The sequence below is a fragment of the Microbacterium sp. ProA8 genome (assembly GCF_039905635.1).
Lineage (GTDB): Bacteria > Actinomycetota > Actinomycetes > Actinomycetales > Microbacteriaceae > Microbacterium > Microbacterium chionoecetis.
The window spans coordinates 782,419-806,752 of record NZ_CP157000.1 but is presented as its reverse complement, the minus strand read 5'-3'; the positions used below and the strand labels follow the sequence as shown (position 1 = coordinate 806,752).

At 70.6% G+C, this 24,334-nt stretch carries 14 protein-coding genes; 5 read left to right on the top strand and 9 right to left on the bottom strand.

From position 1 onward, the window contains the following. Window positions 1–14 precede the first annotated feature (14 nt). The 5 genes from ABG085_RS03470 to ABG085_RS03450 form a co-directional block, all read right to left on the bottom strand. Window positions 15–6,023, bottom strand: a complete 6,009-nt coding sequence (locus tag ABG085_RS03470; protein WP_347978051.1) for an Ig-like domain-containing protein — start codon at window positions 6,021–6,023, stop codon at window positions 15–17. Further along, window positions 6,023–7,159, bottom strand: a complete 1,137-nt coding sequence (locus ABG085_RS03465) for a serine/threonine-protein kinase (RefSeq protein ID WP_347978050.1) — start codon at window positions 7,157–7,159, stop codon at window positions 6,023–6,025. Before ABG085_RS03465 ends, ABG085_RS03470 begins: the two co-directional genes overlap by 1 nt. Window positions 7,160–7,309: 150 nt before the next feature. Continuing rightward, window positions 7,310–7,978, bottom strand: a complete 669-nt coding sequence (locus ABG085_RS03460) for a spermidine/putrescine ABC transporter substrate-binding protein (RefSeq protein ID WP_347978049.1) — start codon at window positions 7,976–7,978, stop codon at window positions 7,310–7,312. 72 nt (window positions 7,979–8,050) lie between these two features. Beyond that, the gene (locus ABG085_RS03455) at window positions 8,051–8,629 is read right to left on the bottom strand and encodes a hypothetical protein (RefSeq protein ID WP_347978048.1); all 579 of its coding nucleotides are present in this window, start codon (window positions 8,627–8,629) and stop codon (window positions 8,051–8,053) included. 43 nt (window positions 8,630–8,672) lie between these two features. Further along, a complete protein-coding gene (locus ABG085_RS03450; protein ID WP_347978047.1) occupies window positions 8,673–9,728 on the bottom strand; it encodes an ABC transporter in 1,056 nt (351 codons plus the stop codon). A 144-nt stretch (window positions 9,729–9,872) separates the two neighbouring features. Between ABG085_RS03450 and ABG085_RS03445 the strand changes: the two genes are divergently transcribed. Further along, complete coding sequence (locus ABG085_RS03445; protein ID WP_347978046.1) at window positions 9,873–10,538, top strand: hypothetical protein; 666 nt, start codon at window positions 9,873–9,875, stop codon at window positions 10,536–10,538. A 14-nt stretch (window positions 10,539–10,552) separates the two neighbouring features. Here the strand turns inward: ABG085_RS03445 and ABG085_RS03440 are convergent, their stop codons facing one another. Further along, window positions 10,553–11,167 (bottom strand): hypothetical protein, encoded by a 615-nt coding sequence (locus ABG085_RS03440; RefSeq protein WP_347978045.1) that lies wholly within the window; start codon window positions 11,165–11,167, stop codon window positions 10,553–10,555. A 267-nt stretch (window positions 11,168–11,434) separates the two neighbouring features. On the opposite strand from ABG085_RS03440, the gene ABG085_RS03435 reads away from it, so the two are divergent. Genes ABG085_RS03435 through ABG085_RS03425 form a run of 3 tightly spaced genes read left to right on the top strand, consistent with a single transcriptional unit; the run spans window position 11,435 to window position 13,316 of the window. After that, entirely contained in the window at window positions 11,435–12,214 is a 780-nt protein-coding gene (locus ABG085_RS03435) for a hypothetical protein (protein WP_347978044.1), read from the top strand. Then, window positions 12,211–12,630: a phage holin family protein gene (locus ABG085_RS03430; RefSeq protein WP_347978043.1), complete on the top strand. Its 420-nt coding sequence runs from the start codon at window positions 12,211–12,213 to the stop codon at window positions 12,628–12,630. The genes ABG085_RS03435 and ABG085_RS03430 overlap by 4 nt, the downstream gene beginning before the upstream one ends. Then, window positions 12,630–13,316: a DUF3618 domain-containing protein gene (locus ABG085_RS03425; RefSeq protein WP_347978042.1), complete on the top strand. Its 687-nt coding sequence runs from the start codon at window positions 12,630–12,632 to the stop codon at window positions 13,314–13,316. Before ABG085_RS03430 ends, ABG085_RS03425 begins: the two co-directional genes overlap by 1 nt. Before the next feature lie 93 nt (window positions 13,317–13,409). Here the strand turns inward: ABG085_RS03425 and rpoC are convergent, their stop codons facing one another. From rpoC to ABG085_RS03410, 3 genes are all read right to left on the bottom strand, one after another. Next, window positions 13,410–17,282 carry a DNA-directed RNA polymerase subunit beta' gene (gene rpoC / locus ABG085_RS03420; RefSeq protein ID WP_163618828.1) on the bottom strand — a complete coding sequence of 1,291 codons (3,873 nt, stop codon included), beginning with the start codon at window positions 17,280–17,282 and terminating at the stop codon, window positions 13,410–13,412. A gap of 41 nt (window positions 17,283–17,323) precedes the next feature. Next, complete coding sequence (locus ABG085_RS03415; RefSeq protein ID WP_347978041.1) at window positions 17,324–20,821, bottom strand: DNA-directed RNA polymerase subunit beta; 3,498 nt, start codon at window positions 20,819–20,821, stop codon at window positions 17,324–17,326. A gap of 317 nt (window positions 20,822–21,138) precedes the next feature. Next, window positions 21,139–21,471, bottom strand: coding sequence for a hypothetical protein (locus ABG085_RS03410; protein ID WP_347978040.1), 333 nt, complete (start codon window positions 21,469–21,471; stop codon window positions 21,139–21,141). 218 nt (window positions 21,472–21,689) lie between these two features. On the opposite strand from ABG085_RS03410, the gene ABG085_RS03405 reads away from it, so the two are divergent. Continuing rightward, window positions 21,690–24,302: a DUF4062 domain-containing protein gene (locus ABG085_RS03405; protein ID WP_347978039.1), complete on the top strand. Its 2,613-nt coding sequence runs from the start codon at window positions 21,690–21,692 to the stop codon at window positions 24,300–24,302. Window positions 24,303–24,334 lie beyond the last annotated feature (32 nt).

Sequence of the window (24,334 nt, the reverse complement as noted above, 5' to 3'; positions counted from 1 at the left end):
AAGAGCGGTCGCGGTCAGGGCGTCGGGCCGGGTTGGGGGTTGCCGTTGTTCGGCTGGCAGTCGGCCTTGAAGGTCGTGCTCACCGGCGCGAGTCCCCAGCCCTGGGCGTCCCAGTTCACCGAGACGGTGATCCCCTCGACCCGCACGGCGCCGATCGGCACGGTCCACGTCCCCGGCTCGGAGGTCAGCAGCCTCTCCTGGGCGTCGTAGTACCGCAGCCCGGCGTTGCCGAACGTGAACGCAGCGGACGAGCCGTCCGGCGCGTTGGACGAGCGGCCGCGATAGGCCAGGTCGCTCCCGCCGACGCACGAGGCGACCTCCCACATCGCCTGCACCTGGTACGGCGCGCTTCCGGCGCGCGGCGTCACCGTCGCCCAGCCCGTGGCGGTCCCCCACCAGTCGTGGACGTAGCGGACCTGGATGCCGGGGTTCTGGCCGACCACGGACGTCGAGCCGTTCCAGCCCGAGAACTCGGGGTGGTTGCGGTTGGGGATCCTCTCGGTGGTGCTGGGATCCGCGCGGATGATCCAGTCGGCGCGCTGGCCGTTGACGTTCGGGGTGGCGTCGACCGCGAACGTCCAGCCCTGGGGCGCCCTGCCGGACTGCTGCGCGCGCACGCTGGCCGACGCCTCGGCCCGGCCGTACGATCTGTCACCCCAGTACGACTCGACGCACACGCGGTAGGTGTACTCGTCGCCGTCCGCGACCGAGAACGTCGCGGTCGAGCCGGTCTCGGCCACCGTGCAGCGCTCACCGTCCCGCACGATGCCGTAGCGCAGGCTCGACCCGTCGCCGTTGAGCACGGCGGAGGCGTTCGCCGTGATCGTCGCCGTCCCGTCGCCGTTCGACACCGAGCTGAGCGTCAGCTGCGGCGACAGCGGGCTGCCGACGCCGTTCGCCTGCACCGTCGCGGCGGCGCCCGAGGCACTGCCGCCGAGTCCGGGCGGCAGCTCGAATCGGGAGTAGGGCGTCACGGTGACCAGCGAGGCCGTGTTGCTGCCGACGCGGTAACCCGGCACCTCGACACGCGTCTGGTTGCCGTTCACCGGCACCCGCACGACCTCGCCGGCCGGGCTCGAGATCTCGAGGCTGCCGGTCTCGCCGGTCTCGATGCCGTCGATGACGAGCGACACGATGCCGCCGGCGCCGTCGCCGGTGACCACCGGCGCCGCCGTGACGCTCGTCGGCGCGAGCGGCGCGTCATACGCCCAGGCCATCGTGCGGACGCTGCCCTTCGACTCGCCCACGCCGTTCACCGCCCACGCCTCGTAGGTGCGCTGCTCGCCGTTCGGGGCTGCGAGCGGCGGGCAGACGCCGTCCGCGCCGCAGCGGGCGACCTCCTGGCCGCCGGAGCGGATGACGAACCCCGTGAGCGCCGGATACGCCAGCCGCGCCTCCCCCGGATCCACCCGCAGCGTGACGCTGCCGTCGGCATATGCCGTCTGGGTGATACTCGCCGGCGGCTTCGGGTAGCCCAGCAGATCCAGCAGCACGCGGCCGTCGCGCTCGGCGTTCGTGACCCGGCCCTGCGCGTCCCGGACCGAGAACGTGGCGGTGCACGTCGCCCCCGGGGCATCCGTCGTCCACGTCGCCGTGATCGACGTCGCCGAGGCGACCTGGAAGCCCACGCCCGCGCACGCCCCCGTCGACCGCACGTCGGCCACCTCGAGCGGGGTGCGCGGCAGCGGGTTGACCTCGCCGCCCGCGCCGATCACCGGGATGGTGCACGACGATCCGGCCGCCTGCGAGCACTGCTGCACGACCGAGCCGCCCTGCGGCAGCGTCGACGGAGCGGCGCCGACGCGGAGGATGAGGCGTGCCGGCGTCACCGAGGGGTGGCTGGTGACCGACACCAGCACCACCTCCTCCGAGCCGGGGACGGCACGATCGGCGCCCGTCACCGTCAGGCTGGAGCCGTCCTGCGTCACCTGGAACGCCGTGCCCGCGTGCTCGGTCGCATAGACGATGCCGTCCCAGTCCTCGCGCAGCTGCCAGGTGGTCATGTTCTGCAGGTCGAACGTCGCGGTCTCGCCGGGTCCGACGGTGATCGAGCCGGGCCGCAGCTCGGGTTGCGGATCACGCGGCTGCACGATGATCGGCACCGAGAGGAAGGTCCACTCCTCGTCTCCCGCCAGCCGCACCGGCACCTGGCAGGCGTCCACCCACGGCGCGCCCGCACCCGCGTCGTAGCGCACGACCGCACCGGACTCGACGGCGCAGGCCGCCTCGCCGCGCGCGCCCGAGGCGCGCACCTCGTCGCCGATCTCGATCGACGTGCCGCGGGGCCGCGCCACGAGGCTCGCCATGTCGAAGGTCGTCGATTCGAGCTCGGCGACCTCGGGGGATGCCGCACCCGCGCGAAGCGTCAGCGCCAGGTCGTCGTCGCCCGGCACGCGCAGGAACCCGTAAGAGGTGACCTCGCCCGACGCGCCGTCGCCGGTCACCGCGAACGGGATGAGCCGCGTGGTGGCGGGCAGTGCGCCGCGGAGACGCGAGCCCTGCACCGACACCCCCGCGGGGTCGCCCCACAGCGAGAGCTCCAGGTCGCCGACGTCGCCGCCCGACCACGCGACCTTCCCGGCCAGCACGTCGACGCCGCGGGGGAAGTCCTCGCGGCTCTCGACGGTCAGCGCGGTATCGGCGACGACCGGGTAATCGGGCACGCTCTCGCGCACCACCCGCACCACGATGAGGCCGCGCCCCGTGTTGCCCGACGACGACTCCACGTCGTAGAGGAACGACATCGTCGCCGGCTCGTCGCCGGCCGCGATCCGCACCGTCGCGTCGTCGACGTCGACGATCTGCTCGCGGAGGCGCTCGTACTCGGGGTTGTCACTGCCGTCGACGAGGGTGGCCGGCACGTCGGGACGGATGTCGGTGACGCGCAGCTCGCCCATGGTCGGGTCGACGTCGTTCGAGAGCGGACTGACGCGGACGGCGTTCCCCTCGCCGGCCTGCACCTGCACGTAGTCGGTGAACGTGACCGGGCTCGGGTTGGCCTCGCTGTCGAGCACGCCGACCCGCACCGTGCCCTCGGCGGTCTCGCCGAACGCGTCCACGACGCGGTAGCGGAACGACACCTGCCCACTGTCACCCGGCACGCTCGTGTACATGATCGACGCCCCATCCGCGGTGACCGTCGCGGCACCGCGTTCGGGCTGCGCGACGATGCGGTCCAGCGTCACGACGTCGCCGTCGGGATCCATGCCGAAGTCGTCGAACTCGATGAGCGCGGACTGACCGCTCAGGACGCGGCCTTCCAGGGTGTCGGCCGTGGGAGTGCGGTTGGCGTCGGCGTCGATCACCTGCACGCGCACCTCCGCCGTGTCGGCGAGCGCCGGCGCGCCGGTGGTGAAGACGGAGTACTCGATGCCGTAGTCGCCGGGCTCCTCGGGCGCGAGGTAGCGCAGCAGGTCGCCCGACGCGAAGGCGAGGGCGTCGTCGGACGACGAGCGCACCGATGCCGGGTTGAGCGTGGGAAGGCCGCCCGACGGGGAGATGTCGTTGGCGAGCACCGGGATGTCGATCTGCGCGCCCGCGCGCACCACGACGGTGTCGTGGACGGCGATCGGGGCGAGCTCCGGCGCGGGCGGGAGCAGGTACACCGTCGCCTCGCCCTGCACGCTCGCGCCGGCGTCCTCGGTGCCGTCGCTCACCACGTACGAGACGGTGCCGAGCCGGCCGGCGGCGCCGTCCGCGGTCGTGCCCGAGACCCGGAGGTGGTTCTGTCCCACCGCATCGACCGACAGCGTCGCGCCGTCGTCCGCGCGGGCGGCCACGTCGCTCAGCAGCAGCACGCGGCGCGTCGGATTCGAGACGGCGTCGAAGACCTCCAGTGTGGCGTCCTGCTGAGGGTGCACGAAGGCGACCACGGGCGAGGTCGCGAGCTGCGCGGGCGCATCGGCGGGCAGGAGCGTGATGCGTGCGGTGCCGGTCGCCTCGCTGACGCCGTCCGACACCGTGAAGTCGACGCGGAACGTACCGGGCTGCTGCGCCGTGAAGTCGAACGACGTCGAGCCGCCCACCACGGTCGCCGTGGCGGCGGCGTCGTCGAGCACGCGCACCGAGCCCAGCGACAGCGTGCCCGCGGTGCCGGTGACGTGGTCGGTCACGTCGACCGTGATGCCCGACGCGACCGTGTCGGTGACGGCGAACGACTGCGCGGCCAGCTGGGGCTGCGGCGACACCTTCACGATCAGCGTCTTCACGGCCGTCTGTCCTTGGGTGTCGGCGACGGTCACGGCGAGCTCGATGAGCTCTTCCCCGCCGTCGCCGGCATCGCTGTGCTGGTAGACGACGTCGCCGCCGGGCGTCGCCGCGACGCTTCCGGGGCCCGTCACGTTCTCGACCGAGAGCAGCAGCAGCGGGTCGCCCTCCGGATCCACCCAGCCCGGGAGCACGGGGACCGTCACCGTGCCGCCGCGCGCGACCTCGGGCTCGGGCCACTCCACGAGACAGCGCTCGACGCCGCACCATTGCGGCGCAGACCGGACTGCGGCATCCGCCACGGTCAGGGTGACCGTCGTCGCCTCCGACATGAGGCCGTTCTCGGCCGTGCCGTCGGCGACCGCGTACGAGAAGGTGGCGGAGCCCGTCACACCGGGCTGCACGCGCACCGCGAGCCGCTGGTCGGCGTCGGTCACCGTCACGGTGCCGAAGGCCGGATCGAGCCCTGTGACCGACTCCGGGTCGATGGTGAGGACGTCCTCGTTGGGGTCGTGATCGTTCATGAGCACGGGCAGCGAGACGAGCGCGCCGGCGCGCACGCCGAAGGCGTCCGGCTCGGCGATCGGGGGCTTCGGGTCGAGCATGACCTGGAGCTGCTCGCCGCTCGGCACCGCATCGGGGTCGGTGCGGTCGTCGAGGCTCCAGTCCTGACTCGAGGTGATCAGCGCGCCGTCGGGCACCGACCATGCCCACCCGGAACGCGTGTCGTTGAGGATCACAGCGGAGTCGCTCGCGACGAACACCGGGCGGACGTCGTCGGCGAGCGACTCGGCGCCGTAGTCGAGCACCACGTCCCCACCGCTCGAGCGCCACAGCTGCCCGCCGGCGTCACCGGTGCCCAGCCACGCGGCGTACGTCTCGCCGTCGTGCGTGATCGGCTGCGCCGGGGTGCCGAGCACCGGCCCGTTCCCGCCCCCGACCTCGGTCGTCATGTCCGAGCCGTCGGCCGGCACGCGCACCAGGGTGGTGTCGTCGGCGAGGTAGACGTCGGTGCCGCGGGACGCCGGGGCGCCGACCACGACGGTGCCGGCGATCGGCGCCCGGGCCGCGGCATCCTGCCCCCGCAGCCACACGTCGCCGTCCTCCGTGTCGACGACGGCCCACGTGTCGCCCGCGGCCGTGATCGCCGGCACGGCGAGCCCCTCGGCGTCGAGCGCGTCGCGGCCCCGCACGTCGCCGTCACCGACGTGGTAGCGCAGCACCGAGCCGTCGTCGCGCGAGTAGGCGAACAGCATGCCCCGGTCGTCGACCGCGATCGCGTCGGCGGTGTACTGCGGGGTGTCGTCGTCGTCGGTGCGGAACGGGTCCAGCTGGGAAGAGGTGCCGCTCGACAGGCTGCCCGCGAAGACGGCGCCCGAATCGGTCAGATACGCGACGTAGTCGCCCGCCGTCACCACCTCGGTCGTGCCGGGCGGGGTCTTCTGGGACGCCTGCAGCGCCTCTTCGTCGAGGTCGGCGGGCATCGCCGCGTCGATGCGCGTGAGCGTGCTGAAGCTGTCGCTGAAGAGGTACGCGGCATCCCCCGTCTGCACCACCTGGTCGGGGTTGCTGATGCTGCGGACGGTGTCGAGCTCGCCCACGGAGGTGTTCACCCGCGCGTAGCGGCGGCCGTCGCCGGTCTGCAGGGCCCACACCGCGGTGTCGACGTCCGGCGTCTCCTGCGCGTCGAGGCCGGGCCACACGATGCTGACCCCGACGACCGCGGCCACGACCGCCCCGGCGGCGAGGAAGCCCATGATCGTGCTGCGACGCACCGGCGTCGTGCTGCGTGCCGACGGCCCGGTGCCGCGGGCCATCAGAGAACCCCCGCGGCCAGAAGGGTGACGACGACGGCACCGGCGCCCACGACGACTCCGGCGCCGATGCCGACGATCCAGGGCACGGCGCCGCGTCCGCGCCGTGCGGGCGCCGAGATCTCGGTGTCCTCGTCGCGCGCGAGCGCTGCGACCCCGCTGCCGGCGCGCGCCTTGCGGGTGAGGTCGCGCTCGATGTGCGAACGCGCCGGACCGCGCAGCGCCGAGTCGCCGAAGTCGACGGGCCCGGATGCCGGGGACCACTCCGCGTCGGGGATCTCGAGCGGCGTCGGCGACAGGCCGAGGCCCGCCTGCACCTCGCGCAGCGCCTCGCCGAACGCCCGGGCGGAGTCGTGGCGGCGACCGGGGTCGCGGCTCATCGCGGTGGCGAGCACGCTCTGCAGCGAGGCAGGGACGTCGGTGCGCGGGATCTCGACGTAGGTGGCACGTGCGATGCGTCGCCGCAGCAGATCCTTGGTGTTCTGGCCGCGCTCGCGCCGCTCGAACGGACTGTGGCCCGCGAGCAGCGAGTAGACCGTCGCACCGAGACTCCACACCTCGCTCGTGACCGTGCCGCTGGTCTGCTCGGCGACGACCTCCGGCGAGCTCCACGGGATCGACATCGCGAGCACCTCCCCGCCGCTCTTGCGCTGCAGCGAGGCCGAGATGCCGAAGTCGGCGAGCACCGGGGTGCCGAAGGTCGTGATGAGGATGTTGCTGGGCTTCACATCGCGATGGATGAGGCCGGCGCGGTGCGCCGACTCGAGCGCGCTCGACATGCGCACCCCGATCGCGAGCACCTCCTCGACGGGGATGCGCTCCACCCGGTAGCGCTGCGCGAGCGAGCCCGGGCAGTACTCCATCACGATGTACGGGCGCCCATCGGCCGAGATGCTCGCCTGGTAGACCGTCACGATCGAGGGGTGGGCCGACAGGTGCGCCAGCACGTCGGCCTCGGCGTTGAACATGCGCCTCAGCTCGGGGTCGCGCACGTCGCTCGGCATGACCTTGACCGCGACGTTGCGGCGCGGCATGTCCTGCTCGTACAGGAAGACGTCGGCGAATCCGCCGGAGCCGAGCGGGCGGATATAGGCCAGCCCGGGAAGGATCGGGGGCGCCGAGGGAAGCCGTGTGGCCACCACACCTCCCCGCAGTCCGCTACCGTGACACGACCCGTGCCGCGCTGGCGGCAACAAACCTGGCCATGCTAACAAAACCACTTCCGAGCATGCGCCGCGAACCGGTGCTGTGGAATCCGCCGAGGCCGGGCATCTCCCCCTGTGGACGGCTCACTCCAGGCGGGGGGCGTCTCCGGGGTCGTGCGGATCGAAAGGGGCGTCGAGCGACTTGGTGAGATCGGCGAGCATGGCCTCGATCTGCGGCTCGACGAACTCGCTCACGGCGGCCTGGATGCGCAGACGGTGGTGCAGCAGGATGGTGCACACCTCGCGGCCGACCATGTTGGCGTAGTCGTCGGCCAGGCCGACCTCCTGCCGGAGCGCCGCCTTCGCCTCGTCGGTGAGCGGCGGCAGCTCAGGCACGTGGGCATCGGCCTCTTCGGCGAGGCCGGCGATCGTGAAGAGGAACGGCGCGCCCGGCACCGGGTCGGGATCCAGTGGCAGGCCCTCGAACTCGGGATCGAGCCCTTCCCCTGGCCGATAGCTGCGTGCGCGGTTGCGGGCCGCCTGCTGATCGAGCTCGCCCTGCAGCATCGGCAGGTTCAGCGCCGTGTACTCGGCCACGGAGCGGTCGACGATCGTCTTGATCCGGGTCGAGAGGCCGTGCTGCACGCCGTGCGGGACATCGGCTCCGAGACCGGCAGCCGACAGCACCGGCGACCCGAAGCATCGGCGGCACGGAGCCGTCCGGCCGCGGTGCGTCGCGGGCTCCCACCGCGGCAACCATGCGAGCCAGGCGTCCACCGCCTGGCTGACCTGGGTCTCGAGCGACCGCTCCACCCGCTCAACGCTAGTACGCGGCATCCGTTCCCGCCCGGATCAGCGCGGATTTCCGCGGTGACGGCGCGCCGCTCACTCGTCGAACTCGTCTTCCCAGGGCCACCGCGGACGATGCGCGCGCGTGCGCACGAGCGCGATCCCGCTCCACGCCGACACGAACGCGGCCGCCGCGACGGCCAGACCGAACCACGATGTCGCCAGGCGCCCGGCGACCGCCGTCGCCACGCCGAGGTCGGCGCCGGTGAAGACGGCCCCGAACCACACCCCGCCGACGTAGGCGAGGAACGCGGCGGCTGTCGTCCATGCGGCACCCCAGTACGACGGATGCCTCGTCCCTGCCCCGGCAGGCGACCCGGCGCCCGCGACTCCCGTTGCCGGCTCGGCACCGGGGGCCGCGGCATCCGCGGGGCTGCCGGCGTGGGCGATCGCGGCCCACAGTCCGCCGGCGAACGCCAGCGTGGCGCACACCACGCCGGCGATCCCCGGGATCTGCCCGAGGCCCGGCGCTGCGATGACGTCCTCACCCACGAGGAGGCTGGTCATGCCGAGTCCGAAGATGGTCAGCGCGACGAAGCCGATCGTCGCGAACGCGAGCGCGATCGGCGGGCGCACCGGCCCGGCCGACGGTGGTCCTGCCCCGTCATCGGCCATGGCGCCAGCCTACGTCGGGACCGGCTCCGCGGGCGGGGTGCGGCTACGCGCGGACGAGCTGCGGCCCGGCCTCGAGCGTGCGCTCGTACTCGCGCTGCGCCTCGATGTTGAGCTCCGTGACGCGCGCCGCGCGGGCCGCGGCCCAGGCGCCGAACCAGATGGTGAGCTCGCGCCCGATGACGAACGCGGCGATCGCCAGCGGGGTGAGCAGCTCGGCCTCGGCGAGGTCGCCGCCCTCGCTCGCCGTGAGCTCCCAGAACGGCGCCTGGAACAGCGCGCCGAGGATGTGGCCGCCGTAGGCGGCGACGCCGACGAGGATGCCGAGGATGACCCACGCGCCCCAGCGGCCGCGGTTGATGATCGCGCCGAGCAGCCAGAATGCGACGAAGAAGACCACAACCGGCACCCACAGCGACCAGGTGGCCAGCGCCCCGAGGACCGTCGTGCCGACGTTCTCGCCGGTGACCTCTCCCTCGATGGCGCCGACGCCGAGCCAGACGGCGAGATAGAGCACCGCGAACGCGAGGGCGGCGAGAAGGCCGATGGCGCCGGCTGCCGCGCGGTTGCCGCGCGGCCGCGGCGCCTCGGGCGCCTGCACGAAGATGGGCTGCGGAGCGGCGGCGGCGGCGACCGCGGGCTCGGCGACGACCGGCTCGCTCGGCGTCACGACCGGTGCCGCCACGATCGTCGGCGCATCGTCGGCAGCCGCCGGTGCGACGGGCGCCGCGGTCGACGTGTACTCGAGAGACGCCGCCTCGGGTGATGCCCACGGGTCGGGCTCGGGGTCGGTCGGGGCGGCGGTCGCCGGTGCGACGACCTCGTCGCTCGCGACCTCTGCCGGCTCGGCGGTGCGGCGGGCGGCGGCGTCGTCGGTCACGGTCGAGGCGGTGTCGTCGGACACGGTGCTCCCCTCGGACACCACGGTGTCATCGGATCGGTCGGCGGAGCTCGGAGCCTCGGCGGTGGCGGCGTCGGTGGTGACCGCGTCACGACGGGCGGCCTCTGCGTCGGCGAGACCTTCGTTCGCACGGCCGACGACGTCGTCGACGCCGTTGGGCTCTTCGACGGGTTCGCCGTAAGACGACTTGGGGTCACTCATCGCAGGCACTCCTCACGCAGGGCCAGTCCCCGCAGTGGCAGAGTAGCCCGCAGGTCCCCGCATGCCGCGGAGGCGTGCCGGGAGAATCCACGGCCGGCGCCCGGCGCGGCGTCTCGCGGGGTGCCGCCCCACTACCCTGGGCCCATGGCATCCCCAGCGACCCGGCTCCCGGTGTCAGCCCCCGCCGGCCCGCGCAGCGTCGCGCGCACACCCGCCCCCACGCCCACCCGAGCGCCGTGGCGCGGCGCGGGCGCGGCATCCGTCCTCCTCGCTCTCGTCGTCCTGACGGCGTGCGCCCCCGACGAGGCCCCCGCGGGCGGTGAGTTCACCTACACGCCGACCCCTTCGGCGGACGCCTCCGCGACGCCCACCCCGACACCGTCGGCGACCGCCCTCGCCGACATCCCCGACGACTGCCGTGCGATCCTCACCGCCGATGTGCTGGCGCAGCTCGACGCGGTGCCGCTCAACGATCCCGCCTTCGGCTCGTCGGGTCCGCAGCCCGACGGCGGCCTGGTGTGCGTGTGGCGCGACCCCGCCACCGATACGACGGGGCTCGTCACCACCATCAGCTACATGTCGCGGGGCCCGGCGCTCGAGATGCTCAACAAGCTGGTCGCCGACGAGGGCTACACCTGCTACACGCCGGACGGCGGCACGCGCTGCGAGAAGACGTGGCAGAACGAGACCTACCCGGTCACCGACGGCCGCACGCTGTTCTGGCGCGACGACATCCTCGTCGATACCGCGTACTCGAATCTCGCGCCGACCGGGTACACGGCCGCGGTGGTCGCGAGCATCTTCGGCTGAGGAAGCCCTCGGGGTCAGCCCCAGATCGTGCGATCGAGTCGCGCTCCGAAATCGTCGGGATGCCACTGCGTCTCGACGCTCACGAGCCAGAGCCCGTCGCGCAGGGTGTGCTCTTCGCGCACGGCGCCCCGCGTGCGTGCGCACGCCGTCGCCGCGCCATCGACCTCGCACGAGAACCCCTCGCCCGCGAGCGCGGCCTCGGCGATCGCGGTGGCATCCGCGTCGACCTTAGAGAGCGTCGTGACGATGCCGCCCCTGTCGAACCGCCACGTGCAGGTCACCAGCACCTCAGGCGCCGCCGCGTCGGCGAACGACGTCGCGGTCGTCGCGGGCGGTGCCTGGGACTGGCCGAGGAGCGACCCCGGCCGCCACATCAGCTCGTTCCACAGATCGTCGGCGTACAGCGTGCGACAGTCGATCGCGCCGCCTTCCGCCGCCGTCTGCGCCGGCGTCTGACGGGGCGTGGCACTCGGCTGCGGCGCCGTGGCGCTGCGCAGCGTGTCGCCGATCCACGCCACCGTCACGGGCAGCATCGGCAGCGACAGCCACACGAGCGTGCCGACGACGGCGGCGCACAGCATCCCGGCGGGCACGGCGATCCAGGCATTGCGACCGCCGATCCGCGACATGGGGCCCCCAACCTCCGCCTTCCACGGTAAGCCGGAACCACCGGATGGCCCCGATACACGCCGTGAACGGCCCCGCGCATGGACGGCAGACCGACCGAACGCGATGCCCGGCGGCCGCTCCCGGGCAGGGCAATATACACTCCCGCCGCGCCGACTTCGACCCCCTCTCCCAAAGGCCCGGAATGACGGACGGTATCTAGACCACAAGCGGAACCCCAGGTCCGGCACAGCGCCGGACGACGCCGCACGTGAGAGTGGAGGAGGAGCATGTCGACTTACGACACCGATCCGTATGCGAACCAGAGCACGGGTTCAGGCCAGAGCACAGGCTCAGGCGACGTCAAGGAGCGTGCGGTCGAGACCGCCGCCGAGGTGGACGCGGGTGCCAAGTACGTCGCCGGCGTCGCCGGCGAAGAGGCCAAGGACGTGGCCCACGACGCGAAGGACGCCGCTCGCGGCTTCCTTTACGAGACCCGCGCGCAACTGTCGGACCAGGCGTCGACCCAGCAGCGGCGCGCCGCCGGTGCGCTGCGCAGTACGAGCGACGAGCTCGCCGGGCTGGCTGACGGCACGGCTACGGGCTCCGGCGCGGCGACCAAAGCCGTGCGCGCCGTCGGCGACCAGACCCGCCGCGTCGCCGACTGGCTGGAGCAGAAAGAACCCGCCGACGTGGTGTACGAGGTCCGGACCTTCGCGCGCCGGCACACGGGAGCCTTCCTGGCCATCGCGGTCGGAGTCGGCCTCGTCGCCGGCCGCCTCACCCGGGCTCTCGTCTCCGACGCCCGCGACAATGATCGGACCACGGACCGAACGCTCGATGCCTATGGCCGCACCCAGCAGCCGCTCGTCACGGGCTCGCCGGCAGTCGCAGGCGGGACCACCGCCGGCCTCGGTGGCACGGCGGCCGGTGCCGGAACGACGGGCTACGAGGGTGACACCCCGATCGGCGACGCCCTCTCGGGCGACCCGCTGACGACCGGCGCCGCCCCGGGTGCGACCACCGGAGCAGAAGACGAGTGGTCCGCGACAGGAGAGGCACGACGATGACCGACATGCCCACGCCGTCTCAGCAGAAGGCGGCCGAGACATCGCTGGGCGAACTGGTCGGCGAGGTCTCGCGCGACCTGTCGGAGCTCATGCGCAAGGAGCTCGAGCTTGCGAAGGCCGAGCTCTCGGAGTCGGCCAAGCGCGCAGGCGCGGGCGCAGGGCTCCTCGGCGGCGCCGGATATGCCGGCGCGATGGCAGTCTTCTTCCTGTCCGTCGCCCTGTGGTGGGGTCTTGGCGACCTCATCGACAGCCTCGGCTGGTCGGCCGTGATCGTGGCCGTCATCTGGGCCATCATCGCCGCCATCCTCTACGCCGTCGGGCGTAAGCGACTGAAGACCGTCCAGGGGGCGCCGAAGACGGTCGAGACCGTCAAGGAGATCCCCGACGCGCTCAAGAGAAATCAGGAGAACCGATAATGAGCAACGCAGATCAGATCCGCGCCGATATCGAGGTGACGCGCGACGAACTGGGCCGGGATGTGGACGCCCTCGCCGACAAGGTCTCGCCCCCGAAGATCATGGAACGGCAGAAGACGCGTGTCCGGCAGGTGCTCGGCGACGTCAAGGGCCGTGTGATGGGCGTCGCCGACGACGTCGGCGGCTCGGCATCCTCGGCCGGCCACACGGTGGGCGACAAGCTCGGTGCAGCGGGCGACGCGGTGAAGGACCTGCCGAACCGCGCGAAGGCGCAGACTCAGGGCACGCCCCTGGTGGTCGGCCTCCTCGCCGCGGGCGTCGGCTTCCTCGTCGCGAGCCTCATCCCCACGACGGACGCTGAGAAGCGCTGGAGCACCCAGCTCCGCGACCAGGCGCAGCCGCTCGTCGACAAGGCGGTGGACAAGGCGAAGGATGCCGCGCAGGACGTGGCGCAGAACCTCAAGGAGCCGGCGAAGGACGCCGTGAACCAGGTCAAGGATTCGGCCGCCGCATCCGCCGAGACCGTGAAGTCGGAGGCGCAGAGCACCGCCGAGCGGGTCAAGGAGAACGTCGCCCCGAGCGGCGGTTCGACGGGCAGCACCGGCACGACCGGGACCACCGGCACCGCCGGGACCACGGGGACCACCGGCACCACGGGTGACACGGGGCGGACGACGCAGTACTGAGTCGCGGCATCCGTCCCCCGCAACGACGAAGGGCCCTGGCAGAAGCCAGGGCCCTTCGCTTGCGACATGCGGGTCCGATGGGACCCGGTCGACTCAGTTGTAGTCGGTGGTGAAACCGTCCGTCGAGAAGCTGTCGAAGTCGACGTAGCTCAGGTCGGCGTCGGTGTACGCGCCGTCCGAGGCGAAGATGCGGTTGGGGTACCGCTCGCTCTTGGCCTCTTCCGTCGCCTCGACCGTGACATCGCGGTACTTCGCGAGGCCGGTTCCGGCGGGGATGAGCTTTCCGATGATGACGTTCTCCTTGAGGCCGACGAGCGGGTCGCTCTTGCCCTCCATGGCCGCCTGCGTCAGGACGCGGGTGGTCTCCTGGAACGACGCGGCCGACAGCCACGACTCGGTCGCGAGCGACGCCTTCGTGATACCCATCAGCTCGGGACGACCCGACGCGGGGCGCTTGCCCTCGGCCACGGTCTCGCGGTTGATGTTCTGGTACTTCTTGAAGTCGACCAGCTCACCCGGCAGCAGCGTCGTGTCGCCGTGGTCGACCACGGTGACCTTCCGCAGCATCTGACGGACGATGACCTCGATGTGCTTGTCGTGGATCGGCACACCCTGCGAGCGGTACACGCCCTGGACGCCGTTGACGAGGTACTTCTGCACCTCGCGGGCACCCTGCACACGCATGACCTCCTTGGGGTCGAGCGTGCCGACCTGCAGGGGCTGACCGACCGTGACGCGCTGCCCGTCCTCGACCAGGAGCGTCGCGCGCTTCAGGACTGGGTAGACGTGCGGCTCGTCGCCGTTGTCGGGCGTGAGGATGACCTTCTTCGACTTCTCGGTCTCATCGATCGTGATGCGGCCATCGGCCTCGGCGATCGGCGACGCACCCTTGGGGGTGCGGGCCTCGAACAGCTCCTGCACGCGGGGAAGACCCTGCGTGATGTCGTCGGCCGAGGCCGAACCACCGGTGTGGAAGGTACGCATCGTCAGCTGCGTGCCGGGCTCACCGATCGACTGGGCCGCGATGATGCCGACGGCCTCGCCGATGTCGACGATCTTTCCGGTCGCGAGCGAACGGCCGTAGCACTTCGCGCAGACACCGACGGCCGAGTCGCAGGTGAGCACCGAGCGGACCTTGATCGACTCGACACCCGCCGCCACCAGCTTGTCGATGAGCACGTCGCCGACGTCCTCACCGGCGGAGGCGACGACCTCGCCCTTCGGGTCGACCGCGTCGGCCGCGAGCGTGCGGGCGAACACCGAGTTCTCGACGTTCGCGTCGCGCACCAGTTCACCGTCGGCGCCGGGGGCGGCGATGGTGAACTCGAGGCCCTTGGTCGTGCCGCAGTCCTCCTCGCGGATGATGACATCCTGCGAGACGTCCACGAGACGACGGGTCAGGTAGCCCGAGTCGGCCGTACGGAGGGCCGTGTCGGCCAGACCCTTACGGGCACCGTGCGTCGCGATGAAGTACTCCGCCACCGACAGACCCTCGCGGTACGAGGAGATGATCGGACGCGGGATGATCTCACCCTTGGGGTTGTTCACCAGGCCTCGCATACCCGCGATGTTGCGGATCTGCAGCCAGTTACCACGAGCACCCGACGAGACCATCCGGTTGATGGTGTTGTCGGCCGGGAAGTTGTCCCGCATCGCCTTCTGGACCTCGTCGGTCGCCTCGGTCCAGATCTTGATGAGCTCCTGACGACGCTCGGCGTCGGTGGTGAGACCCTTCTCGAACTGCGCCTGGACCTTCGCGGCCTGCTTCTCGTAGCCCGCGACGATCTCGCCCTTGTTCGGGGGCGTGAGGATGTCGCTGAGCGCCACGGTGACACCCGAACGGGTGGCCCAGTAGAAGCCGGCGTCCTTGATGCGGTCGAGCGAAGCCGCGACCTCCACCTTCGGGTACTCCTCCGCCAGCTTGTTGACGATCTGCGACAGCTTGCCCTTGTCGGCCTGCTCGCGAACGAACGGGTAGCCCTTGGGGAGCGTGTCGTTGAAGATCGCCTGGCCGAGCGATGCGTCCACGAGGCCGTGGCGCTCGTAGCCCTCGGGCGCTTCGCCCTCGAGGAACGTCAGTCCGGGGACGCGGATGCGCACCTTGGCCTGCAGGTCGAGGGTGCCCTCGTCCTTGGCCAGGATCGCCTCGCCGACCGAGCCGAACACGCGGCCCTCGCCGGCTGCGCCCTCGATGACCGTGGTCAGGTGGTGCAGACCGATGATCATGTCCTGCGAGGGCAGGGTCACCGGGCGGCCGTCCGACGGCTTCAGGATGTTGTTCGACGCCAGCATCAGGATGCGGGCCTCAGCCTGGGCCTCGACCGACAGCGGCAGGTGCACAGCCATCTGGTCACCGTCGAAGTCCGCGTTGAACGCGGCGCAGACGAGCGGGTGCAGCTGGATGGCCTTGCCCTCGACGAGCTGAGGCTCGAAGGCCTGGATGCCGAGACGGTGCAGCGTAGGTGCGCGGTTGAGGAGCACCGGACGCTCGCGGATGATCTCCTCGAGCACGTCCCACACCTCGGGACGCGTGCGCTCGACGGCGCGCTTGGCCGCCTTGATGTTCTGCGAGTGACCGAGGTCGATCAGGCGCTTGATCACGAACGGCTTGAACAGCTCGAGCGCCATCTGCTTGGGCAGACCGCACTGGTGGAGCTTGAGCTGCGGGCCGACGATGATGACCGAACGGCCCGAGTAGTCCACGCGCTTGCCGAGCAGGTTCTGACGGAACCGGCCCTGCTTGCCCTTGAGCATGTCGGACAGCGACTTCAGCGCACGGTTGCCCGTGCCCGTGACGGGACGGCCGCGGCGGCCGTTGTCGAACAGCGCGTCGACGGCCTCCTGCAGCATCCGCTTCTCGTTGTTGACGATGATCTCGGGAGCACCGAGGTCGATCAGGCGACGGAGGCGGTTGTTGCGGTTGATCACACGACGGTAGAGGTCGTTCAGGTCGGAGGTCGCGAAGCGGCCGCCGTCCAGCTGCACCATCGGGCGCAGCTCCGGCGGGATCACCGGGACGACGTCGAGCACCATCGAGGCCGGGCTCATGCCGGTCTGCAGGAACGAGTTGACGACCTTCAGACGCTTGATCGCGCGGATCTTGCGCTGGCCCTTGCCCTCGGAGATCTGCAGGTGCAGGTCCTCGGACTCCTGGGCGAGGTCGAACGCCTCGAGGCGGCGCTTGATCGACTCGGCGCCCATGTGTGCCTCGAAGTACTGACCGAAGCGGTCCTGCAGCTCGTGGAAGATCTCGTCTTCACCCTTGAGCTGGCCGACCTCGAGCGTGCGGAAGTCCTCCCACACCTTCTCGAGGCGCGTGATCTGGTCGTCGGTGCCCTTGCGGATACCGGCCATCTCCTTCTCGGCGGCGTCCTTGACCTTCTTCTTCTGGTCGGCCTTGGCACCCTCCTCCTCGAGCGCGGCGAGCTCCTCCTCCAGCTTCTGGAGGCGAGCGGCGACACGCGCGTCGCGGCGGTCCGCGAGCGTCTTGAGCTCGAGGCGGATGTTGTTCTCCTGCGTCGAGAGGTCGCGGTGGCGAGCCTCCTCGTCGACGGAGATCACCATGTAGGCGGCGAAGTAGATGACCTTCTCGAGGTCCTTCGGCGCCATGTCCAGCAGGTACCCGAGGCGCGACGGGACGCCCTTGAAGTACCAGATGTGCGTGACGGGCGCGGCGAGCTCGATGTGGCCCATGCGCTCACGGCGCACCGAGGACTTGGTGACCTCGACGCCGCAGCGCTCGCACACGATGCCCTTGAAGCGGACGCGCTTGTACTTGCCGCACGCGCACTCCCAGTCGCGCGAGGGTCCGAAGATCTGCTCGCCGAACAGACCGTCCTTCTCGGGCTTCAGTGTGCGGTAGTTGATGGTCTCGGGCTTCTTGACCTCGCCGTAGGACCAACGACGGATGTCGTCAGCGGTGGCCAGGCCGATGCGAAGCTGATCGAAAGTGGTTGATTCGAGCACTGGTTCTCCTGTGTCGGAAATTCGTTCGTTACCTGGCGCGCTTAGATCTCGTCGATCGACGACGACTCGAAGCGGCTGGAGATGTTGATGCCGAGCTCTTCCGCTGCACGGAAGGCGTCGTCGTCGGTGTCGCGGAGGTTGACCGCCGTGCCGTCGGCCGAGAGCACCTCGACGTTCAGGCAGAGCGACTGCATCTCCTTCATGAGCACCTTGAAGGACTCGGGGATGCCGGGCTCCTGGATGTTCTCGCCCTTGACGATCGCCTCGTACACCTTGACGCGGCCGAGGATGTCGTCGGACTTGATCGTGAGGAGCTCCTGGAGCGCGTACGCGGCGCCGTAGGCCTCGAGGGCCCACACCTCCATCTCGCCGAAGCGCTGACCGCCGAACTGCGCCTTACCACCGAGCGGCTGCTGGGTGATCATCGAGTACGGGCCCGTCGAGCGCGCGTGGATCTTGTCGTCCACGAGGTGGTGCAGCTTCAGGATGTACATGTAGCCGACCGAGATCGGAGCCGGGAACGGCTCGCCGGAGCGGCCGTCGAACAGCTGCGTCTTGCCCGTGGAGTCGATCAGGCGGTCGCCGTCGCGCGTGGGCATCGTCGAGTCGAGCAGACCGGCGATCTCGGCCTCGAAGGCACCGTCGAACACCGGGGTGGCGACCTTGGTGCCCGCGGGGGCCTCCAACGCCTCCTGCGGCAGCCGGGCAGCCCACTCGGGGGTGCCCTCGACCTTCCAGCCCTGCTGTGCGATCCAGCCGAGGTGCAGCTCGAGGACCTGGCCGAAGTTCATTCGACCGGGGATGCCGAGCGGGTTCAGGATGACCTGGACCGGCGTGCCGTCCGCGAGGAACGGCATGTCCTCGACGGGGAGGATCTTCGCGATGACGCCCTTGTTGCCGTGACGGCCGGCGAGCTTGTCACCCTCGGTGATCTTGCGCTTCTGGGCGATGTAGACCACGACGCGGCGGTTGACGCCCGAGCCGAGCTCGTCGTCGCCGTCCTCGGCGTTGAACTCCTTGACCGCGATGATCGTGCCCTGCTCACCGTGGGGCACCTTCAGCGACGTGTCGCGGACCTCGCGGCTCTTCTCGTTGAAGATCGCGCGCAGCAGGCGCTCCTCGGCCGACAGCTCGGTCTCGCCCTTGGGCGTGACCTTGCCGACGAGGATGTCGCCGGGGCGGACCTCGGCGCCGATGCGGATGATGCCGCGCTCGTCGAGGTCCTTCAGGAGGTCCGGGCTCACGTTCGGGAGATCACGGGTGATCTCCTCCTTGCCGAGCTTCGTGTCGCGGGCGTCGACCTCGTACTCCTCGATGTGGATCGACGAGAGGGTGTCGTCCTTCACCAGGTCCTGGCTCAGGATGATCGCGTCCTCGAAGTTGTGACCCTCCCACGTCATGAATGCGACGAGGAGGTTCTTGCCGAGCGCGAGCTCGCCGTTCTCCGTCGCGGGACCGTCGGCGATGACCTCGCCGGCCTCGACGCGCTCGCCGGCCGAGACCACGACGCGCTGGTTGTAGCTCGTGCCCTGGTTGGAGCGGTCGAACTTGCGCAGGAAGTAGTCCTGCGTGCCGCCCTCGTCGAGCTGCACGGTCACGACGTCGGCCGACACCTCGACGACGACACCGGCCTTGTCGGCGGTGACGACGTCACCGGCGTCGATCGCGGCGAAGCCCTCCATGCCCGTGCCGACCACCGGCGACTCCGAACGGAGAAGCGGCACGGCCTGGCGCTGCATGTTCGCGCCCATGAGGGCGCGGTTCGCGTCGTCGTGCTCGAGGAACGGGATGAGCGAGGTCGCGACCGACACCATCTGGCGCGGCGAGACGTCCATGTAGCCGATCTCCTCCGAGTGGAAGAGGTCGACCTCGCCGCCGTTGCCGCGACGGGCGAGGACGCGGTCCTGGGCGAAGCGGCCGTCGGCCTTCAGCTCGACACCGGCCTGGGCGACGATGTAGTCGCTCTCTTCCGAGGCGGTCAGGTAGTCGATCTGGTCGGTGACCTTGCCGTCGACCACGCGGCGGTACGGCGTCTCGATGAAGCCGAACGCGTTGATCCGCGCGAATGAGGCGAGCGAGCCGATCAGGCCGATGTTCGGGCCTTCCGGGGTCTCGATGGGGCACATGCGGCCGTAGTGCGACGGGTGGACGTCGCGGACCTCGACGCCGGCGCGCTCACGCGACAGGCCGCCGGGGCCGAGGGCCGAGAGGCGGCGCTTGTGCGTCAGACCCGCGAGCGGGTTGTTCTGGTCCATGAACTGCGACAGCTGCGACGTTCCGAAGAACTCCTTGATCGCGGCCACCACGGGGCGGACGTTGATCAGGGTCTGCGGCGTGATCGCCTCGATGTCCTGCGTGGTCATGCGCTCGCGGACGACGCGCTCCATGCGCGACAGACCGGTGCGGACCTGGTTCTGGATGAGCTCGCCGACCGCGCGGATGCGACGGTTGCCGAAGTTGTCGATGTCGTCGACGTCCAGACGGATCTCGGCCGGCTTGCCGCCGCGCACGCCGTCGAAGGTGACGTCGCCGCGGTGGATGCGCACGAGGTACTTGATCGTGGCGACGATGTCGTCGACCGTCAGGACCGAGTCCGACAGCGGCTTGTCGAGACCGAGCTTGTGGTTGATCTTGTACCGGCCGACCTTCGCGAGGTCGTAGCGCTTCGGGTTGAAGTAGAAGTTGTCCAGGAGCGCGCGGGCGGCCTCGGCGGCGACCTGCTCGCCCGGACGGAGCTTGCGGTAGATGTCGCGGAGCGCGTCCTCCTTGGTGAGGATCGTGTCCTTCGACAGCGTCTCTTCGATCGAGTCGAAGCCGGCGAACTCGGCGAGGATGTCCTCGCTGGTCAGGCCGAGCGCCTTGAGGAAGACGGTGACCGACTGCTTGCGCTTGCGGTCGATGCGGACGCCGACCTGGTCGCGCTTGTCGATCTCGAACTCGAGCCATGCGCCACGGCTCGGGATGACGCGCGCCGAGACGATGTCCTTGTCGGACGTCTTGTCGGCGGTCTTGTCGAAGTAGACGCCAGGCGAGCGGACGAGCTGCGACACGACGACACGCTCGGTGCCGTTGATGATGAACGTGCCCTTGCCGGTCTGGAGCGGGAAGTCGCCCATGAAGACCGTCTGGGTCTTGATCTCACCGGTCTGGTGGTTCATGAACTCGGCCTCGACGTAGAGCGGGGCCGCGTACGTCTTGCCGCGCTCCTTGCACTCCTCGATGGAGTACTTCTCAGGCTCGAGGTAGGGGTTCGTGAACGAGAGCTGCATGGTCTCGCTCAGGTCCTCGATCGGGCTGATCTCCTCGAAGATCTCCTCGAGGCCGCTGATCTCGGGCACGTCGGTGCGACCGTCGGCCTTCGCCTGGGCGACGCGGGCCTTCCAGGCCTCGTTGCCGACGAGCCAGTCGAACGACTCGGTCTGCAGCGCGAGAAGGTCGGGGACCGTCAGCGTGTCGGAGATCTTGGCGAACGAGAGGCGGGAAGCTCCGCGTCCGTTCTTGGGGGTGGTGGGGTTGGATGCGTTGCGCGCAGCAGCCAAGGGGATTACCTCCGTGGGCCCGTAGGGCTCGTTTCCTTGTCGTCAGGTGGAGTGCTCTCTTCCCCGAAACCCGCGCGGCACTCCTCGCGTGAACGCGGGGGGGCGCAGGCACAGCCGACCACCATATGAGGGCAGGGGGAATCCAAGAGCGCAAAGACCTACTATACGTCGGACGACGCGCCGTGTCCAGTCGGATTCTTGAAAAGTTCTGGATGCTGCGGTATAACCCGGACGCGGCGGCGCGAGTGCGCCCCCGGCCGAAGGACGGCCGGGGGCGCGGAGACGCTTCGCGTTGATCGCTGTCGCTCTCCCGTCGGTTACATGTTGCCGCGGCAGGCCATGCCGGGGTTGAATCCGGCGACGAATTCCTTCGCGACCGGGTCGCTGCGGAACATGCCGAAGTTCTGCACGCCGTGATAGCCGTGCTTCTGGTTCCCGCGCTCCGCGAAGACGTCGTCGCCGAGCCCTTCCGGTCCGGTCCCCTCGATGTCGTCCGCCGTGTCGAGCCCGGAGAAGACGCACTCCGAGGCCGCATTCTCGGGCGCGCCGATGTCATCGCCGTTGCCGTTGACCTCGCCCGCCATCGCTGCTCCGCCGCTGCCCAGCACCAGGCCGATCGCCACGACCGCGCACGCCAAGACCTTCTTCATTGAATTCCCCTCCCCATGGATGACGCCCGAAGCCCCCGGATCGGACGGACGGCGTCCCCATCTGCGCCGTCATCGCCGCACCATACTCCTGACGGAAGCCCAACGGAAGGACGCTCGGCGGGCGAGGACGGGCCGCTCCGATGCACCGATGCACGGAAACCTGGCGGGAACAGGCCTCGCGGGTCCATGATGTCCACATGACTGGGGGACGATCCCCCGTGATCCGCACACCCGACCAGCGGATCCGGGTGTTCGTGAGCTCGACCCTGCGCGAGCTCGGGGACGAACGTGAAGCGGTGAGGTCGGCCATCGAGCGCCTGCGGCTCGCGCCCGTGATGTTCGAGCTGGGCGCCCGCCCGCACCCGCCGCGGGACCTCTACCGGTCATACCTTGCGCAGAGCGACATCTTCATCGGCATCTACGGCGCCAGCTACGGATGGGTCGCCCCCGGAGAGGAGATCTCCGGCCTCGAGGACGAATACAACCTCGCACCCCGTGAGATGCCCAAGCTCATCTACGTCAAGGACACCGACGCCCGCGACGAGCGCCTCACCCAGCTCATCGCCCGCATCCAGGCCGACGACACCGCCGCCTACCTCCACTTCCGCTCCGCCGCCGACCTCGAAGACCAGGTCGCCGGCGACCTCGCCATGCTCCTCGCCGAACGCTTCGACGAATCGCGGGCGCCGGCGGCATCCGATCCGGAGCCGGCGATGCCCTCCCTGATCGGCCGGGTGCCGGTCCCCTACACGCCGACGATCGGCCGCGAGGCCGACATCGACGCCGTCAGGACGCTCCTGGCACGCGGCACCGACCGCGTGGTGAGCCTCATCGGCCCCGGCGGCATCGGCAAGAGCCGGCTCGCGATCGAGACGGCGCTGGCGTGCGGCGACATGTTCCCCGACGGGGTGTACTTCGTGCTCCTCGAGGGCGTGCTCGAGCCCGGACTGCTGCTGCCGACGATCGCCTACTACCTCGGCATCCGCGACAACGGCGAAGCCGCGTTGGAGGAGCGCATCGCCCATGCCCTCGCCGATCGCCGGGTGCTCATCGTGCTCGACAACTTCGAGCAGATCGTGGATGCCGCGCCCGTTCTCGTGCGGCTGTATACGGTCGCGCCGACGGCGACGTTCCTGGTGACGAGCCGCATCGTGCTGCGCATCCGCGGCGAGCGCGTATTCGAGGTGTCGCCGCTGTCGACGCCGGCCGGCGATGGACCGGCGAGCCTCGATCGGGCGACGCGCTCCGCTGCCGTGACGCTGTTCGTCGACCGGGCGCGGGCGATCGACGCCGACTTCGACGTCAGCAGCGAGAACGCCGGCGACCTGGCCGACATCTGCCGCCGGCTCGAGGGTCTGCCGCTGGCGATCGAGCTTGCGGCGGCCAAGGTGCGCATCCTCAGCCCCGCAGGTATCGCCGAGCGCCTGGAGCGGAGCCTGCCGCTGCTGACAGCCGCCGTGCGCGACCTTCCCGAACGGCACCGCACGATGCGCGCGACGATCGACTGGAGCGTGAGCCTGCTCCCCGACTCGCAACGCGAGCTGCTCGAGGACCTCGGCGTGTTCGCCACGAGGTTCACGCTCGACGCCGTCGAGGCGCTCGGTGAGGGACGCCCGTGGGGCGAACACGCCATCGACGCCCTGACCGCTCTGATCGACGGCTCGCTGGTGAAGCAGAGCGAGGTCGGCGGGCGGCGCGTGTTCTCGCTCCTCTCCCTGGTGCGCGAGTACGCGCTGGGGCGCCTGAAGGAGCGGGGCGACGCCGTGCGGGTGCGACGCGCGCACGCCGACTACTACCGCGCGCTCGTGCAGCGCATCGCACCGGGCCTCGGCGGCAGCGGGCAGGCGGACGCGGTGGTGCGGCTGGGCCTGGAGCTTCCGAATCTGCGCGCCGCCGTGCGCCACCTCGTCCATACGAACCGCCTGGACGACGCCGGCGACTTCGCGTGGAGCCTCCTCATCTACTGGTGGATCTCCGGATTCTTCGCCGAGGTGCGCCTGTGGATGCTGGAGCTCCTCGAGAAGCAGCACGACCAGCCCATCACGCCGCACACCCGGGCGATCGCATGGTTCTTCGCCCTCTGGGGCGAGATGTGGCAGCGCCCCAGCGAGCAGGTGGTCGCCGGGCTCGGCGAGTGCGTGCGGCTGTTCACCGAGAGCGGCGACGAGGATGCCGCGGCGATGGCGCTCGCCGCGCGTGCGACCGCGCGCGTGCAGTTCTCCATCCTCGACACCGACCGGGCGGAGGCGGAGCTGCGCGAGGCGGTCGTCACGCTGAGCGCGCGCGGCAACACGTGGGCGGAGGCCATCACCGAGGTCTCGCTCGGGCGACTGGCCTGGGTGAGGGGCGCCACCGACGACGCCCTCGCGCACTTCGACCGCGCCACCTCGGTCGCCGAGTCGCGGGACGACCTGTTCACCACGTCCGTCGCCGGCAACCTCCGTGCACGGCTGAACTTCCAGCTGGGCCGCATCGAGGAGGCCGAGCGCGAGTTCGTCCACACCCTGATGCTGTCGATCGGGCTGCACTACGAGGAGGGCATCGCGTATGGACTCGAGGGCGTCTGCGCCGTGGCAGCCGCGCACGGCGAGGCCTGGCGGGCGGCGGCACTGGCGGTCGCCGCCGGCGAGATCCGTCGGCGCATCGGCATCTTCGACGTCGAGGCCTTCACGGTCCACACGCCGCACCTCGAGATCGTGCGCGGCCACGATGCGGCGAGCGTCGAGGCGGGTCAGCTCGCGGGCGCCGAGCTGACGGTCGCCGAGGCCGTGCAGCTCGCGCTTCCCGAGCACGAGTGGGAGACCGTCGCCGACTCGTTCCGCGCCTGGTAGGCACGGATACCCGAGGAGGTGCAGCATCCTTC

Coding starts and splice junctions, on each gene's coding strand:
- ABG085_RS03470 (WP_347978051.1), bottom strand. CDS start 6,023: ATGGCCCGCGGCACCGGGCCGTCGGCACGCAGCACGACGCCGGTGCGT.
- ABG085_RS03455 (WP_347978048.1), bottom strand. CDS start 8,629: ATGGCCGATGACGGGGCAGGACCACCGTCGGCCGGGCCGGTGCGCCCG.
- ABG085_RS03450 (WP_347978047.1), bottom strand. CDS start 9,728: ATGAGTGACCCCAAGTCGTCTTACGGCGAACCCGTCGAAGAGCCCAAC.
- ABG085_RS03445 (WP_347978046.1), top strand. CDS start 9,873: ATGGCATCCCCAGCGACCCGGCTCCCGGTGTCAGCCCCCGCCGGCCCG.
- ABG085_RS03440 (WP_347978045.1), bottom strand. CDS start 11,167: ATGTCGCGGATCGGCGGTCGCAATGCCTGGATCGCCGTGCCCGCCGGG.
- ABG085_RS03435 (WP_347978044.1), top strand. CDS start 11,435: ATGTCGACTTACGACACCGATCCGTATGCGAACCAGAGCACGGGTTCA.
- ABG085_RS03430 (WP_347978043.1), top strand. CDS start 12,211: ATGACCGACATGCCCACGCCGTCTCAGCAGAAGGCGGCCGAGACATCG.
- ABG085_RS03425 (WP_347978042.1), top strand. CDS start 12,630: ATGAGCAACGCAGATCAGATCCGCGCCGATATCGAGGTGACGCGCGAC.
- ABG085_RS03410 (WP_347978040.1), bottom strand. CDS start 21,471: ATGAAGAAGGTCTTGGCGTGCGCGGTCGTGGCGATCGGCCTGGTGCTG.